Raw genomic sequence first — 15922 nt, 5'->3', positions numbered from 1 at the left:
ATACGCCTTCTTTCCGGATTCTAGTTAGTCTTTGCTTTTCTGGACTTGAAGTCGACACCCCGGTAATACATGTCCGCCACCAGCAGGTTCGGCCCGCAGCAGCTTACCGCATCGCAATGGCAGTTTACGGTCTGATTCAGCGGGTGCCCCGTCGACCATGCTTCAAAGATGTCATCAAGCCTCTGTCCTTTAATATTACCAAAAGCCGGAATATCAGCAAAATCCGTCACGTATACGTCACCTGAGAATAAATTCACGTTTACCCGGTTGCGCCCGTCCGGATCGTTCCGGACCGTAACATTGCGCTCCGTGCGGAGACGTCGAAGCAATGCCTGATCATCCTCATCCGAGCTGCAAGCAAAGAACGGCAGCGTTCCGAACAGCATCCAAATGTCGGGATCGCGCGCGTCCAGCAAGCCGTGTATGGCTGCCTTCGTATCGGCCAGCGACAAGACCGGGAGCGAGGATGCAAAATTCGAAGCATACATCGGATGCACCTCATGCCGCTTGCAGCCCATCTCCTTGATCAGCTTGTGAATTCCGCCCAGCTTCTGATGGGTTCGATAGTTAATCATCGATTCGGCGGATATATACATCCCCGCATCACTCAGCTTCTCCGAATTAAGAAGCATCGTATCATACATACGATATGCTGTCTCCTTGGAGACCGGACGAGCGCTGTTTGCAAAACCGACTTCGTAGAAATCATCTCCGTTTAAGTAGTTGAAGGAGATATGCATGACATCCAGATAGGGCAGCATTTTTTCATATCTGCTGATATCCAGCGTCAGATTGGAGTTGATCTGCGTTCGGATCCCCCGTTCTCTCGCATATTTAAGGAGCGGCACGATCACATCATCCACCGTTTTGCCAAGAAAAGCCGGTTCGCCGCCTGTCAGGCTGATCGTCTGCAGATGCTCCACCTCATCCAGCCGCTTTAGCATCATATCGAGCGGCAGCATCGGCGCTTCCTTCATCACCAGCATATCCCCCACGGCACAGTGCTCGCACCGCATATTGCATAGATGGGTTACGGTCATTTCCACGCTGGTCAGCACATGCTTGCCATGCTGACGCAAGGATGTAATGGGATCCCACGGATCATAACTCGGCGAAATCGGCCTTAGGGCCGGTGGTGTTGGCTGTGCTGTATTACTCATGGTTTACTCACCTTATTTCTTTGAATTACCGGTTCAATCAGATACAACGTCTTTATGTACCCGGACGGCTGACAGTTCATGGTTCATTATATGATTATAGCATATCTGTATAGAAGGTCTCTGCATGTACCTGTATCGTTATTGGGCTGGTTTCTGTTCCGGCCCCGGCTCCAGCGGGTCCTCCGCAGTCGTCACTGCCATCCTCCTCGGCAGCAGCCAACGCGGGCTCCACCAGTTGGCCTTCCCGAGCAGCTTCATAAACGCCGGTACGAGCAGCACCCGAATGATGGTTGCGTCCAGAAGCACCGCAACCGTCAGCCCGAGCCCGATCGCTTTCATAACTTCATTGTCCGTAAAAATAAATGCGCCCACGACCACGGCAAGAATCAGGGCCGCGCTCGTAATCAATCCTCCCGTGCTCTCAAGGCCTTCGGCTGTGCTGTATTCGTTATCCCCCGTGCGCTCATAATTCTCCATAATGCGGGAGATCATCATGACCTCGTAATCCATGGAGATGCCGAAGACTACGCAAAAGATCAGAATCGGCAGCAGGGCGAAAATCGTTCCCGTGTAAGATACCCCGAGCCAATCCGCACCGATTCCCTCCTGGAACACCCACACCACAACCCCAAGCCCTGCCCCAAGGCTGAGCATATTCATCAGGCTCGCCTTTAGAGGGAGCAGCACGGAGCGAAATGCGATCAGCAGAATCACATACGTCACGGCAAATACAAAGCCCAGCACAAGCACAATGTGCTCCTGCATCTTGTCCATAATATCAAGCTTATAAGCCGGGCTTCCGGTAACATGCGTCTCCAGACCCGGCGTATCCATCATTCTCAGATCCCGGACAAGCTGAGCCGTCAATGCATGCGCCTCCCCGTATTCCGGGACTACGGCTACAACCGCCATCTTATCACGAACCAGCCGGTACTGCTCCAGCTGCTCCCGGATATCCGCACGGGACAAATATTTCGCCACTTCCTCTTCCGATCCCCGGCCGATGCTCAGATAGCTGCCAACCTGTTTAACACCGGGCATCATCCGCACTTCGTCCGTATAAGCCTTTAACGCGCGGATGCTTTGGGGATCGTCATAGGCGGCCGGAAGCTCAGCTGCAACCACAATGGAGTTCAACTCGCGTACATCGTATGCGCGCGTCATTAAATCATTGCCGTATCGGGATTCATATTTCGGCGGCAGCACCTCGGCAGCCGGAATGGCGATATTCATGTTTCTTACCGGATAAATGGCTGCCAACAGCAGCGCGATAACAGCTACGGAGATGATGACAGGATGTGCCATCACAAATCGGGAGACATTTCGCCAGAACCCGGACGGACGGACAACTTCACGGCGCGATCTATATCTTTTTGGAAGGAGGGGCAGGGCGTGGATTCGTACTCCCAGAATACCGAGCAGCGCCGGCAGGAGCGTATTACCGGCAAGAACCGATACGACCACGACCGTAATGCCTCCGATGCTGAAGGAGCGGAAAATCGGCAGATCAATAAAGCTCATCGCCGCAAATCCGATCAGAACGGCTCCCCCGGAGAACATCACCGCTTTTCCGGCTGTCGCGCAGGTAATCGCCAGGGCCTTCTCCACGTCCCCGTTCCTGAGCTCTTCCTTGAAACGGCTAACAATAAGCAATGCATAATCAATGCCCACGGCCAATCCCAGCATCGTAACGGCATTCGGCAGAAAATTGCTGATCGACCCGTCCGCCAGCGCCAGGAAATACAAAGCTCCCATCGTGGTCGCGACGCTCACCAGCCCGGCGATCAGCGGGAGAACTGCAGCCGTCCATGTGCCAAAGACCACTAGAAGGATTAGCAGCGCAGCAGGAATGCCGATGATTTCCGCCCGGATAATATCGCTCTTCACGGCCTCATTCATATCGGCGAATACGGCGGTATTCCCGGTAATATAAGCGTTTGCACCGACAATGTCGGGCACGTTACTGCGGATCTCCCCAAATCGCCGGAGCGCTTCCGACGCGTCCAGATTCAGAAGCACCTTCACCGCAACGATATGGTCCTCGCCGGTTTGGCGTGAGGACGTATTCATATAGATATCCCTAACATACGGAAGTGACCGCAGCGGCGCCAGCTCCTCCAAAATTCGCTTCTGCGCCGTCCCGGCCGTCAAATTCTCTTTCGTCCTGCTTACCACTACAATATCGAGGGACGCCGCAGACAGTCCGAGCCCCTCTTCAAGCTTCTCGAGCCCGACCTGTGAAGGGCTGTCCTTCGGCGTAAAACCGTTATGCTCCAGTATGGAAGGGAGCTTGAGCGCAAACGGAAGCAGCACGCAAAACAAGGCCAACCAGGCAAGAACAATGGCTTTACGGCAGCGGTAAATCTGCTGCCCCCATCTATACAGCGGTGTCGGGTGGCTATCCTGTCTCACGAGTCTACCTCCTAGTTAACAATAATCAGTCCACGTTAGCTTGTCCGATACCGGCAATCATGACGGCCAGTGTTTTGGACAAATCCACTTCATAAGGCGCGGCTAGCGGCACCCCTTCTGCATCCGTTAGCACCCGAACGACCGGACGGTGCGGTACATGGGGATGAACCTTGGAGACAACCCCGCTCTCCCCTGTGTGGAGCTTCACGGTGATCCCGGGTGGGTATATCGCGACCCGATCCCGGAACACTTCGAGAAATTTCTGTTCATACAGCGTCCCCGACCCGGTATACATCACTTCTGCCGCATGATGCGGCAGCAGCGCGGGCTTGTATACCCGCTGTGTCGTCATGGCATCATAGGAATCGGCGATTGCAACCCACTTGGCATAATCGTGAATTTCCGGTCCCTTCAACCCGCGGGGGTAGCCGCTGCCGTCCAGGCGTTCATGGTGGGAGAGCGCGCAGTGCGCCGCCATTAGCGGAATGTTGGGCTCGTTCTTTAGAATCTGATAACCGAGCTCCGTATGTCTCTGTACTTCACGAAACTCCTCCAAACTCAGACGTCCCGGCCGCTGCAGCAGCGACTGGGATATTCTGGTCTTGCCTATATCATGGAGGAGTGCCCCGAGACTCAGCACCCGGAGCTCCTCACGGCTGTAACCGAAGGATAAGCCCAGCACCGTCGTATACAAGCATACGTTTAATGAATGGCGATACAAATTGTAATCATTGGTGTTCATATCGGTCAGCAGCACCATACATTCCTCGTGCTCCGACAGTTCATCCATGATCGCTTCCATGACGCCGGAAAAGGCCTTTCCCAGATGGAGAAAGCTTCCTCCCAGATCCGGACGACTCTCCAATTTTTTGAAATTGCTCCGGATTGACTGAATGGCCCTGAGCCGTGTTTCTTCCGACAGCAGCTCCTGTACCACGATATCCTCTGTCATCGCATCCTGGATATACACATAACTGATCTCCAGCCCGCCAAGACGGCGGATCAGGCGATCCGTCAACTCCACACCTTCGGACAGCAGCACCAGACCGTCACTGTTATATATTTTTTTACCAATTACCATTCCCGGCTTCAACGCATCAATAGGTATTAGACGCAATCCGTCACTTCCTCTGCTATTCGTCACACGTATGGGATTTATGCGCCTGGCCTTTACAGGGTGCTGTACGTAAAAACCGGATGGTTCAGGCTTAACCTGTTCTTTATTCTGTATATTAGTGCATAATAAACAGCCAGAATACGGCAGCCAGAACAAAACGGTAAATCGCAAAATGCGTAAGCCGGATCTTCTGTATAAGCTTCATAAAGGCCAAGACAACAAAATAAGCGACAACAAACGAAACAATAAAACCTGCAATAAATACGCCGATCGTGTCCGACGTAAAGTTTCGGTAAGAATCCAGCAGCTCATAGCCGGACGCGGCACACATAATCGGAATTGCAATCAGAAACGAAAAGTCAGCCGAAGCCTTGTAGCTGACACCGCTGATCATGCCTCCGGCGATGGTGGAGCCCGACCTGGAAAACCCCGGCCACAATACGGATATAATCTGATACAAACCGATCAAAAACGCCTGTTTGTACGTCATATCATCCACATTTTCAGCGGTCAATCGAGCTTTATGTTTATTGTACCACTCCGCGAAAATCATAAAAATGCCCCCTGCGACAAGCGCAAACAAAACGGTCTGCGCATGGAACAGGCTTTTGATGAAATCTCTTGCGAAATAGGCAACAAGCAGCGCCGGGGCAATCCCCAACAATACGTGGATCAGATTCAGTCTCTTCGGCGCTGCCTTGGCAATCGGCTCGCTGCGGCTCCATCCAAGCAGTGTAAGGATACGGTTCCAGTAGACGATCGCGATCGCCAATATGGCTCCCAATTGGATGACCACCTCGAACGTCTTCATGATGGGCGTCTGATCGTCATATCCGAGCATCTTTGCCGTTAAAATCATATGCCCCGTAGAGGATACCGGGATGAATTCGGTGAAGCCCTCTACAATTCCCAATATGATGGATGTAAGAAAATCCATGTCCATCCCCTTCCTTTAACCTTTGTCCTCCTCATATGTATGCTCGGCCAAAGGAAGTTAGTCGAAGGAGATGTTCAGGATATCCAGCGGGGAACAAGCGTCTCGTCAAGCGATCCGGGTCTTGACAGCTCTTCCCTAAGCAAATCCCGGATAAATTCCGGAAGCATATAAGCCGTGTCCGTACCAAGAGCCAGTGTTTCATAGCCGATCTTGAACGTGAACATGTCCAGCGTGCCTACCCTGTATTCCCGTGTACGCTCGAGCGGCTGTCCGCCCAGCGTAATGCTTGTGATTTTATGGTAAGGCAATCCCGATGGATCATAATGAACCTGTAGTCCGTCCACTGCCAAACAGCCCAATATATAACCGCGAAATCCGAACCCCGTAATCTTCTTGTTGTTAAACTCCAGAAGCAGGCTCTCTTCCAGCGCCTGATAAATATGCTCTCCACGCAGAGTTACGACGCAGGGATTGATCGGGGACGGGCACAGACTGTGCAGCATGCCGGCGCTGATTTCACCCTTCGGAAGCGGTCCGAGCAGCTGCCCGGAATTAACGATGGCAAACTCGGCTCCCGTATGGTGCAGCACCGCCTGGGCGAGCAGATTCGCAAATGGCGATTCCTCTTCGTAATGGATCGGAAGCTTGCGGTCAATGACCGCTACCTGTTCCTGCAGCCGCTGCTCGGCCAGTTCATGATGCCGCATAATCGCCTGCTCGACAATCGGCTCAATCAGCGCTTGATCCACGGAAAGCAGCAGCCCTTCCCTGCTCATAAATCGATCATTCTCACTGCTCCGCTCCATGACTAGCCGACCGACATAATTCCCGAATTTTCCGGCACCGCATATGACGGTGCCACCGATGACAAGCGGGTCCTCGAGCACATGATGGGTATGACCGCCCAAAATAATATCGATGCCTTCAATGTTTTCCGCCAATCGTTTATCCGTCGTTAAACCGAGGTGCGACAGTACAATGACGAGATCGCATCGATCCGACAGCAGCCGTACCTGCTCCGCGATCGCTTGATCCGGGTCGGAAGCCTCCCAGCCCAGCAGCTGATAAAACCCCGCGAAAGCAGCCGTCGCACCGGTGATTCCCACCCGGATGCCTTCCTTCTCAACGACGATGCTCGGCTTCATCCAGCGTGGGGGGGCACCACTCGTGGTCTCGCGGATATTGCAGCAGACGACGGGACATTGAAGACCGGCGTATAGATGTTCCAGCACATCCGCCGGAAAGGTAAGCCCTTCATTGTTGCCGATGGTAATTGCGTCGTATCCTGTCAAATTCATAATATCCACGTTCGCCTGTCCCATCGAGCCTTCCGTCTCGACAGCGGCTCTGTCCATATGGTCGCCTATATCAAGCACCAGCACCGGGCCTTGCGCGGCCGTTCTTTCCCGGGAAATAATAGCCGCCGCGCTACTCATCATTTCAAAATGACTATGTATATCATTTGTATACAGGATTGTAAGCTTCTGGTCATGGCTCTTCTTCAGCATTCAGGCGGCCTCCTCCCATGTTCGTATCACGTGATTTTCCGGTCTTTCAAGCATAACATTTTGACGAGGAATATGGTATATTGTAGCCCAGAAGAATTATGAGGTGATGCAAAATGTCGACGACTATTCCGATCCTATTATTCGCGGGGCTGGCCGATCGAATCGGTTCCGCTTCGCTTGCGTTTTCCGTACCCGCCCTTCCGATTACAGCCGGAGAATTAAAGCACAAGCTTAGCGACGCTTACCCGGACGCCGCACAGCAGATCGCGGTTTCGTTCGTAGCAATCAATCAAGAATATGCGTTGGAGGATCAGCTTATTCAGTCAGGGGATGAGGTTGCTCTGATTCCGCCTGTATCCGGCGGAGACGGTGCCGGGGAGCAGCGCTGCAGAAGCGCTCAGTCCCCCGATGGAACTTGTCTGATCACGTCCGAGAAGCTCTCGGTCGAGGAGACCGTGGCGAAGGTCCATGATGCCAACCATGGCGCAACGCTCTCTTTTATCGGCACGACCCGGGAGATGACCGGAGAGCAACGAACGGTTACGCTAGAGTATGATGCCTATATCCCCATGGCGCTAAAAGAATTGCAGCAAATTTGTCGAGACATTTCCAATCAGTGGCCTGGCACCTTATGCGCGATTTCCCACCGCATTGGCACAGTCGATATTGGTGAAACCAGCGTGGTCATTGCCGTCTCTTCGCCTCATCGAAACGACTGCTATGAAGCAAGCAGGTATGCCATCGAGCAGTTGAAGCGAACCGTCCCGATCTGGAAAAAGGAAATCTGGGATGACGGCTCCGAATGGAAAGGCCCGCAAACTGGCCCATGGGACCCGACTGCTAGGCTATAAGACTTATTCAATCATTGTAAAACCATAATTTTCTTGCTAAGATGGTCTTAACTTTTCATTTATATAAGGGCAAGAGGTGCAATGATTTGAGAGTACATGTCACGGACCTGAGACCCGGCGATCACATCCAACAAGATGCATTCAACAGTAACGGCGTTCATGTTCTTCGCAAAGGAACGATTCTGCGCATGGAGGACATATCCAAGCTCCTTCAGCACGGCATCGATTATATCGATATTTCCCCCCGCCAGCTTGCAGAATCCATCGAGCTGCTATCCGATATCTCGGAATCGTTCCGACAGGTTCAACCGCAGTTCAATCTCGCGTTCGACGGGTGCAGATCCATGTTCGAGGAAGCGGCAATGACGGGAAAGTTTAATGAATCCGTCGTCGACGACACCTTTCATCCGCTCGTCGACTCGCTCAGCGAACAGAAGGACGTGGTTTCTCTCCTGCTTCTGTTTAATGGCAAGGATGATTACACCTACCGCCACTCCATTCAAGTTGGAATGCTGTCCTATTATATCGCCGAATGGATGGGCTATTCTGAGCAGGAAGCGTATGACATCGGCAAAGCCGGCTTCCTCCATGATATCGGAAAGTGCCGAATCCCCCGGGAAATACTCGATAAACCCGGCAAGCTGACACCGGACGAATATGAGCAAGTCAAGCTGCACACCATTTACGGCTACGAAATGATCTATGAATCAACGCAGGACAAAATCACTGCAACCGTGGCCCTCCAGCATCATGAACGGGGCGACGGCTCCGGATATCCGAAAGCGATCGGCGAGGATCAGATCCACCCCTACGCGCAGATTTGCGCAGTCGCCGATGTCTACAGCGCCATGACGACCAACCGGGTGTATCAATCCAAGCAGCAGCTGCTGACCGTTCTGCGGGAGCTCTACGGCCTCAGCTTCGGCAAGCTGAACGGGAAGGCGACTCATGCGTTCATCCGGCAGATGCTTCCATATTTCATCGGTAAAAAAGTCGTCCTGACAACCGGCGAATCAGGCATCATCGTTGCGAATAACCAGTCGGACTACTTCCGTCCCCTCGTTCAAGCCGGAGAGCGCTTTATTGATCTGTCCAAGGAACCGGATACCGAGATCCAGGAGATCTTGCTCTAAAATGAACTCATGCCTTACGTATTTACATAAACGAAAATTCCCCTGCGATTGAAACAGCAATCGTCCGGGGAATTTATTTGTAGAACAGATTACCGCCAATACATCGTAAAGCAAGCCGTCCCACAGGCTTCCCCGGTTATATACGGAACAAGCTCGCAGTTTATTCGAATGTTGGTAGGTTTGCATTTCTGGAGAAGCCCCGCTCTTTTGTAAGGCTTATTGTCCGAGTAGCGACGATGCACATTCAATGTCTGAAAAAACTCGAAACCACCGCGAAATGAGAAATATTTGCCTCAGCGAAACCTCGCAATAACAGAAAGATGGGCTGCCCAAGATCTGTGATCTCGCGGGCAGCCCATTCTTCGATGTCAGCCTATATTCTAATCCTGCTTGGAAGTTATTAACCGATGGAGCCTTCCATTTCGAACTTGATGAGGCGGTTCATTTCAACCGCATACTCCATTGGCAGTTCTTTCGTGAACGGCTCAATGAAGCCCATAACGATCATCTGAGTAGCTTCGTCCTCGGTAAGACCGCGGCTCATAAGGTAGAACAGCTGATCCTCGGATACCTTGGATACAGTCGCCTCATGCTCCAGCGTAATGTTGTCGTTCTTGATCTCGTTGTATGGAATCGTATCGGATGTCGACTCATTATCGAGAATCAGCGTATCGCACTTGATATTCGCCTTCGCGCCTTCGGCGTTGCGGCCGAACGATGCCAGACCGCGGTAGGTTACTTTACCACCGTGCTTACTGATCGATTTCGATACGATCGTTGAAGTGGTGTCCGGAGCCAAGTGAAGCATCTTCGCACCTGCATCCTGGTGCTGGCCTTTGCCTGCAACCGCGATGGACAGCACCATGCCTTTGGCGCCGCGTCCTTTCAAGACAACGGCAGGGTATTTCATGGTCAGCTTGGAGCCGATGTTGCCGTCGACCCATTCCATCGTTGCATTCTCTTCCGCAACCGCACGCTTGGTCACCAGGTTGTAGATGTTCGGCGCCCAGTTCTGGATCGTCGTGTAGCGAACACGTGCATCCTTCTTACAGATAATCTCGACAACCGCGCTATGAAGCGAGTTCGTGCTGTAGATCGGAGCCGTACAGCCTTCGACGTAATGCACGAAGCTGCCTTCGTCGGCGATGATCAGCGTACGCTCGAACTGACCCATGTTCTCGGAGTTGATACGGAAGTATGCCTGCAGCGGAATTTCGCACTGCACGCCTTTCGGAACATAGATGAAGCTTCCGCCGGACCATACCGCACTGTTCAGCGCGGCAAATTTATTATCAGCCGGAGGAACGACCGTTGCGAAGTATTCTTTAAAGATTTCCGGATGCTCTTTCAGAGCGGTATCCGTATCCATGAAGATTACCCCTTGATCTTCAAGGTCCTTCTGCATGTTGTGGTACACCACTTCGGATTCGTACTGTGCCGATACGCCTGCAAGGAACTTCTGCTCCGCTTCCGGGATCCCGAGCTTGTCGAAGGTTTCCTTAATTTCGGCTGGAACCTCCTCCCAAGTCTTCCCTTGCTTCTCGGACGGTCTGACATAGTACTGGATGTCGTTGAAATCCAGCTCGTCGAGATCGCCGCCCCAACGCGGCATCGGCATTTTCTCGAACTGCTCCAGTGCCTTCAGGCGGAACTCCAGCATCCATTCAGGCTCATTCTTAATCTTGGAAATTTCCGTAACGACCTCGCGGGTCAATCCTTTACCGGTTTGAAAAACGGCTTTGTGCTCGTCACGGAAACCATATTTATACTCTTCTAATTCGGGTGCCTTTTTAGCCATTTGACTTACCTCCCTATCGATCTATTGTCATTCGCTTACTTCGCGTCTATTCCTTTTCGGAGTGCGTTCCACGCGAGTGTTGCACACTTAATGCGGGCAGGAAACTTGTTAACACCGGATAGGGCTTCAATATCCTCGTACTCTTCGAATTCAACGTCCTCGCCCTGCATCAGGGAGGAGAACCGGTCCGCTAGGCTCAGCGCCTCTTCGAGCGATTTGCCTTTTACGGCATCCGTCATCATCGAGGCGGAAGACATGCTGATGGAGCAGCCTTCCCCCGTATACTTGGCATCAGCCACGACCCCGTTCTCAACTTTCAGCTGCAAGGAGATTCGGTCTCCGCACGTCGGGTTGTTCAAATCGACCGTTACCGCATCGTCCTCGAACTTTCCGCGGTTGCGGGGATTTTTATAATGATCCATGATGACACGTCTGTATAAATCATCAAGTTGCATCGCCAAAGTACTCCTTTGTCTGGATTAAGGCGCTAACTAACCGATCAACGTCCTCTTCTGTATTATACAGATAAAAGCTTGCGCGTGCCGTAGAAGATACTTTCAGCCAGCGCATCAGCGGTTGACAGCAGTGATGGCCTGCCCGGATCGCGATGCCCTGCGCATCAAGAACGGTTGCCACATCATGCGGATGAATATCGCCGAGATTAAAGGTAACGAGCCCGACCTTGCGCTCGCGCGGGCCGTAAATCGTCACGCCCTCAAGCTCGGACAAACGATTCATCGCATAAGCAGCGAGCTTCTCTTCATGCTGCTCGATGGCATCCATGCCGATCTCCTGAAGGAAATCGATGGCTGCACCAAGACCGACAGCCCCGGCAATGATCGGCGTTCCCCCTTCAAACTTCCAAGGGAGCTCCTTCCACGTCGACTCATACAAGCCGACATCGTTGATCATTTCGCCGCCGAACTCGATCGGCTCCATCGCCTCCAGCAGCGCCTTCTTGCCGTAAAGCGCCCCGATGCCGGTCGGAGCACACATCTTGTGTCCGGACAAGGCATAGAAATCGCAGCCTATATCCTGAACATCCACCTTCATGTGCGGAGTGCTCTGCGCACCGTCTACAACGATGACGGCACCGTGACGGTGAGCGATTTCGGCTATTTGCTTCACAGGATGGATCACGCCCATGACATTGGAGACATAAGCGATCGCTACCAGCTTCGTACGGTCTGTGACCAGCGCCTCGACATCCTCGACGCGAATCGTGCCGTCAGGCTGCAGCGGAATATATTTCAGCGTAGCGCCGGTGGCGATGGCCACCTGCTGCCACGGAATGAGATTGCTGTGATGCTCCATTTCGGTCAGGACGATTTCATCGCCGGGACCGCATACGGAGCGTGCATAAGACGAGGCAACCAGGTTCAGCGCCGTCGTCGTGCCGCGCGTGAAAATAATTTGCTCGGAGCTTTCGGCATTAATGAAACGGGCGACCTTCTCCCGTGCTCCTTCATAGGCGTCCGTCGCACGGCTGCCGAGCGTGTGAACCCCGCGGTGGACGTTGGAGTTCTCCCATTCATAATACCGCTTGACGGCGTCTATTACGACCTGCGGCTTCTGTGAAGTCGCCGCATTGTCGAGATAGACCAGCGGATGTCCGTTGATCTCCTGATGGAGGATGGGAAATTGCTCTCGAATCCGGGCAATCATTGTCCCAGCTTCCTTTCAACGAGCCCCTGCAGCTGGTCACGAAGTCCCTCCAGCGGGATTTCGCTGACGACCGGAGCGAGGAAACCGTAAATGATGAGCGATTCCGCCACCGTGCGTGAAATTCCGCGGGACATGAGGTAGTAAATCTGCTCCTGGTTCACTTGACCGACGGATGCAGCATGACCTGCAGTTACGTCATCCTCATCGATGAGCAGAATCGGGTTGGCGTCGCCGCGCGCTTTCGGGCTAAGCATCAGCACCCGTTCGGTTTGCTGACCGTCAGCCTTCGTTGCACCCTTCTCGATCTTCGTAATCCCGTTAATGATCGCTTGCGCTTCTTCGCGCATGACCGCGCGGGTAATCATCTGGGACGCCGAGCTCTTGCCGAAATGCTTCGCTTGGGTGGTGTAATTGATCTTCTGGGAGCCGGAGCCGACCGCGATGACCTTCGCATCGGATGTCGAACCGTTGCCCTTAAGAACGCTCATCGTATCGCTTGCCGTATCCCCGTCGTTCATCTCTCCGACAATCCATTCGATGGAGCCGTCGTTCTCGACGACCGCGCGGCGATACGTGACGTCCGTTGCTTCAGCAGCCAGCTGATGCACTGATGCATAGCGGACCTTGGCGCCGTTCTTAACGAACACTTCCACCGCTCCGTTATGGGTCACAGAAGCGTTCAACGCATCGGACACGTAGTTATCGACATAAGTTACCATGCTGTTCGCTTCGGCAACGACGAGAATATGCGGAGCAAAGGTTGCACCGGCGTCGTCTGCCAGCAGCACCGCCTGCATTGGAACGTCAACTTCGACATTTTTCGGTACATACAGGAATACCCCGCCGTTCCACACCGCCGCATGCAAAGCCGCCATTGCGTGTTCATCCCGCTTAACCGCTTGATGCAGGTAAGGCTTCACCAAATCCTCGTGATCTTTAACCGCGGTTTGCAGATCGGTGAAAATCACGCCTTTCGCTGCAAGCTCAGGAGCGAGGCTTACATGGACAGTGCCGGAGTTGCGCTGAATGATCAAGCCGCCCTCCCGGGAACCTTCGACAAGCTTCGCAACATGCTCTGGCAATTCTTCAAAGGAAGCTAGCTTGCTGCTTTCTTTATATTCGCCATAGCTTTGGATGTTCCAGCGCTCGATGCGCTGCTTCTCCAGCTTTGGCAATTCCAACTGGCCGGCCAGTTCCAGAGAAGCCAGACGGCTCTCTGTCAGCCAGGCCGGTTCCTGTTTACTTTCGGACAATGCCTTCAAAGTCTCAGCGTTGACCGGAAGAATGGTTTGTGTAGTCATATCGTTTCCTCCTCCCGTCAATTTACGCGTCTTGACCTACAGTTTCATCGGTAATTCCCAGCTCTTCCTTGATCCAGTCGTAACCTTCGGCTTCCAGCTTCTCGGCCAGCTCAGGACCGCCGGATTTCACGATGCGTCCTTGCATCATAACGTGTACGTAATCAGGAGTAATATAGTTAAGCAAGCGCTGATAGTGGGTAATAATCAAGAAACCGCGCTCTTCCGATTTCATGGCGTTCACGCCGTTTGCCACGATTCTCAAAGCATCGATATCGAGACCGGAGTCGATTTCGTCAAGCACGACAATTTTCGGCTCGAGCATCATCATTTGCAGGATTTCATTACGCTTCTTCTCGCCGCCGGAGAAGCCTTCGTTCAAGTAGCGGTGAGCGAACTCTGGGTTCATCTCAAGCTCCTTCATCTTGCCTTCCATCTGACGGATAAACTTGATCAGCGAGATTTCATTGCCTTCGCCGCGGCGTGCATTGATGGAGCTGCGCAGGAAGTCGGAGTTCGTTACTCCGGCAATTTCGCTTGGATACTGCATGGCGAGGAACAATCCGGCGCGTGCACGCTCGTCAACCTCCATCTCGAGCAGGTCTTCATCGTTCAGAAGAACCGTACCTTCCGTTACTTCATATTTAGGGTGACCCATCAAAGCGGATGCGAGGGTACTCTTACCTGTACCGTTAGGTCCCATGATGGCGTGAACTTCGCCGCCTTTCATCTCAAGGTTGATCCCCTTAAGAATTTCCTTCCCTTCGATTTGTGCTTTCAATCCTTCAATGACAAACTTTGTTGACATATTAGATTCCCTCCGTTGAATAGGTAGTGTATTATGGTCCTATATGATAACAGGATTGTACGCCCTGATTTCATAAAAAGAAGCAAGAAAGAAAAGTGATTATTTATTTATAATTATTCTAAACTGATTCTCACTGATTCTCAAGCCATTTTATAATAAAACAGGATGCATTTCAACCGGACAAGCCTTTTACGGCTAAGCGGCAGACTTCCCCTTCATCAAAACAACACCTGATCGTCATAACCTCCGATTATCCTGTAGCATAACCGAAACTAAGGGCACCAATAACCAGCACTTCCCATCAACAATTAAAAAGCAGGCCTGACCCATCGGCGGTCAAACCTGCTTGTTGTTCCCTGTTCATGGCTAGCTGCCATCGAGATGCTGCATGCGTTAAACGCCACAGCACCCGGCGACGGCTTTCACAAACGCTCGTCGCCGGACGGTACAAGTCTAACAGCATGAAGCTTGTGATGAGATTGGCGATCGATTACGATCCTTCTTTATGCCATGAAGAACAGGTGAACTAAACTTCATCCTATGAAACAGCCTCTTTATCCCAAGAAAGAGCGCAGCATCCACATATGCTTCTCAAGGTCGGCCTTAAAGCCCGTGAACATATCCGCCGTCGGGGCGTCGCCTGCTTCCTCGGCCATTTCGATCCCTTCTGCAAGCTCTTCCGATACCGTGGCAAAATCCTCGATCAGCGCCTGCACCATGCCCTTTGTATCCTCATTGCCGGATGCTTCCTGCACGGTTGCCAGATCCAGATATTCTTTCATGGTTGCCGCCGGCTTGCCCTTGAGGGCAAGAAGCCGCTCTGCAACCTCGTCCATTTTCAGCGTAATTTCATTATACAGTTCTTCAAACTTCACATGAAGGGAATAGAACTGCTGCCCGGTAACGTACCAATGGTAATTATGAAGCTTCACATAGAGCACGTTAAAGTTTGCAACCTGCTGGTTCAACAGCTGCTCCAGCGAGGAGCTTTTCGTTTTTCCTGCGGATTTGCTAGACGATGTTTTTGCCATGGTTAATCCCTTCCTTTTCTATATATAATGCACCCTGTGACACGCAAAGGAACGGCCGTCAGCCGTCGGCATCCTTCTGCTGCAAGGCATGCCGCCTTTCACGTAATCCTTCAATTATATAGGAGCACAAATCTGCGCTTGGGCGTCTATTTGTAGTTTACCCCTTGAGCCGATATGCGAATCATACTCCTTTCGCATATTCCG

At 52.4% G+C, this 15922-nt stretch carries 13 protein-coding genes; 2 read left to right on the top strand and 11 right to left on the bottom strand.

Annotated elements, in window-relative coordinates; all coding sequences use genetic code 11:
* Nucleotides 1-20: 20 nt before the first annotated feature.
* From yfkAB to NSQ46_RS07405, 5 genes are all read right to left on the bottom strand, one after another.
* The gene (gene yfkAB / locus NSQ46_RS07425) at nucleotides 21-1160 is read right to left on the bottom strand and encodes a radical SAM/CxCxxxxC motif protein YfkAB (protein ID WP_007127373.1); all 1140 of its coding nucleotides are present in this window, start codon (nucleotides 1158-1160) and stop codon (nucleotides 21-23) included.
* Nucleotides 1161-1298: 138 nt separating this feature from the next.
* Nucleotides 1299-3572, bottom strand: a complete 2274-nt coding sequence (locus NSQ46_RS07420) for an MMPL family transporter (protein WP_144868262.1) — start codon at nucleotides 3570-3572, stop codon at nucleotides 1299-1301.
* Between the two features lie 25 nt (nucleotides 3573-3597).
* Complete coding sequence (locus NSQ46_RS07415; RefSeq protein ID WP_144868264.1) at nucleotides 3598-4689, bottom strand: HD-GYP domain-containing protein; 1092 nt, start codon at nucleotides 4687-4689, stop codon at nucleotides 3598-3600.
* Between the two features lie 115 nt (nucleotides 4690-4804).
* Complete coding sequence (locus NSQ46_RS07410) at nucleotides 4805-5626, bottom strand: undecaprenyl-diphosphate phosphatase (protein ID WP_028403853.1); 822 nt, start codon at nucleotides 5624-5626, stop codon at nucleotides 4805-4807.
* 74 nt (nucleotides 5627-5700) lie between these two features.
* Nucleotides 5701-7134, bottom strand: a complete 1434-nt coding sequence (locus NSQ46_RS07405) for a bifunctional UDP-sugar hydrolase/5'-nucleotidase (protein ID WP_210094382.1) — start codon at nucleotides 7132-7134, stop codon at nucleotides 5701-5703.
* A 113-nt stretch (nucleotides 7135-7247) separates the two neighbouring features.
* Here NSQ46_RS07405 and NSQ46_RS07400 point away from each other — a divergent pair, with 113 nt between their 5' ends.
* Nucleotides 7248-7985: a molybdenum cofactor biosynthesis protein MoaE gene (locus NSQ46_RS07400; RefSeq protein WP_144868268.1), complete on the top strand. Its 738-nt coding sequence runs from the start codon at nucleotides 7248-7250 to the stop codon at nucleotides 7983-7985.
* Between the two features lie 86 nt (nucleotides 7986-8071).
* Nucleotides 8072-9118, top strand: a complete 1047-nt coding sequence (locus tag NSQ46_RS07395) for an HD-GYP domain-containing protein (RefSeq protein ID WP_144868270.1) — start codon at nucleotides 8072-8074, stop codon at nucleotides 9116-9118.
* 400 nt (nucleotides 9119-9518) lie between these two features.
* Here the strand turns inward: NSQ46_RS07395 and sufB are convergent, their stop codons facing one another.
* The 6 genes from sufB to NSQ46_RS07365 form a co-directional block, all read right to left on the bottom strand.
* Entirely contained in the window at nucleotides 9519-10916 is a 1398-nt protein-coding gene (gene sufB, locus NSQ46_RS07390) for a Fe-S cluster assembly protein SufB (RefSeq protein ID WP_007127366.1), read from the bottom strand.
* Nucleotides 10917-10951: 35 nt separating this feature from the next.
* Entirely contained in the window at nucleotides 10952-11371 is a 420-nt protein-coding gene (gene sufU / locus NSQ46_RS07385) for a Fe-S cluster assembly sulfur transfer protein SufU (RefSeq protein ID WP_007127365.1), read from the bottom strand.
* On the bottom strand, nucleotides 11361-12581 hold the full coding sequence (locus NSQ46_RS07380; protein ID WP_213613677.1) for a cysteine desulfurase: 1221 nt from the start codon (nucleotides 12579-12581) through the stop codon (nucleotides 11361-11363). Before NSQ46_RS07380 ends, sufU begins: the two co-directional genes overlap by 11 nt.
* Nucleotides 12578-13882 (bottom strand): Fe-S cluster assembly protein SufD, encoded by a 1305-nt coding sequence (sufD, locus tag NSQ46_RS07375; protein ID WP_007127363.1) that lies wholly within the window; start codon nucleotides 13880-13882, stop codon nucleotides 12578-12580. Before sufD ends, NSQ46_RS07380 begins: the two co-directional genes overlap by 4 nt.
* Before the next feature lie 22 nt (nucleotides 13883-13904).
* Nucleotides 13905-14687 (bottom strand): Fe-S cluster assembly ATPase SufC, encoded by a 783-nt coding sequence (gene sufC / locus NSQ46_RS07370; RefSeq protein ID WP_007127362.1) that lies wholly within the window; start codon nucleotides 14685-14687, stop codon nucleotides 13905-13907.
* A 554-nt stretch (nucleotides 14688-15241) separates the two neighbouring features.
* A complete protein-coding gene (locus NSQ46_RS07365) occupies nucleotides 15242-15718 on the bottom strand; it encodes a Dps family protein (protein WP_007127361.1) in 477 nt (158 codons plus the stop codon).
* Between the last annotated feature and the right edge of the window lie 204 nt (nucleotides 15719-15922).

This window comes from Paenibacillus sp. FSL M8-0142, assembly GCF_038597315.1.
Taxonomy (GTDB): Bacteria; Bacillota; Bacilli; order Paenibacillales; family Paenibacillaceae; genus Paenibacillus_AQ; species Paenibacillus_AQ lactis.
Note: the sequence above shows the minus strand (reverse complement) of the source record. Positions and strands in the feature narration are given on the sequence as shown.

Excerpts from the sequence above, each read along its gene's own strand:
- yfkAB (WP_007127373.1), bottom strand. The coding sequence starts at position 1,160 with ATGAGTAATACAGCACAGCCAACACCACCGGCCCTAAGGCCGATTTCG.
- NSQ46_RS07410 (WP_028403853.1), bottom strand. The coding sequence starts at position 5,626 with ATGGATTTTCTTACATCCATCATATTGGGAATTGTAGAGGGCTTCACC.
- NSQ46_RS07405 (WP_210094382.1), bottom strand. The coding sequence starts at position 7,134 with ATGCTGAAGAAGAGCCATGACCAGAAGCTTACAATCCTGTATACAAAT.
- NSQ46_RS07400 (WP_144868268.1), top strand. The coding sequence starts at position 7,248 with ATGTCGACGACTATTCCGATCCTATTATTCGCGGGGCTGGCCGATCGA.
- sufB (WP_007127366.1), bottom strand. The coding sequence starts at position 10,916 with ATGGCTAAAAAGGCACCCGAATTAGAAGAGTATAAATATGGTTTCCGT.
- sufU (WP_007127365.1), bottom strand. The coding sequence starts at position 11,371 with ATGCAACTTGATGATTTATACAGACGTGTCATCATGGATCATTATAAA.
- NSQ46_RS07380 (WP_213613677.1), bottom strand. The coding sequence starts at position 12,581 with ATGATTGCCCGGATTCGAGAGCAATTTCCCATCCTCCATCAGGAGATC.
- sufD (WP_007127363.1), bottom strand. The coding sequence starts at position 13,882 with ATGACTACACAAACCATTCTTCCGGTCAACGCTGAGACTTTGAAGGCA.
- sufC (WP_007127362.1), bottom strand. The coding sequence starts at position 14,687 with ATGTCAACAAAGTTTGTCATTGAAGGATTGAAAGCACAAATCGAAGGG.
- NSQ46_RS07365 (WP_007127361.1), bottom strand. The coding sequence starts at position 15,718 with ATGGCAAAAACATCGTCTAGCAAATCCGCAGGAAAAACGAAAAGCTCC.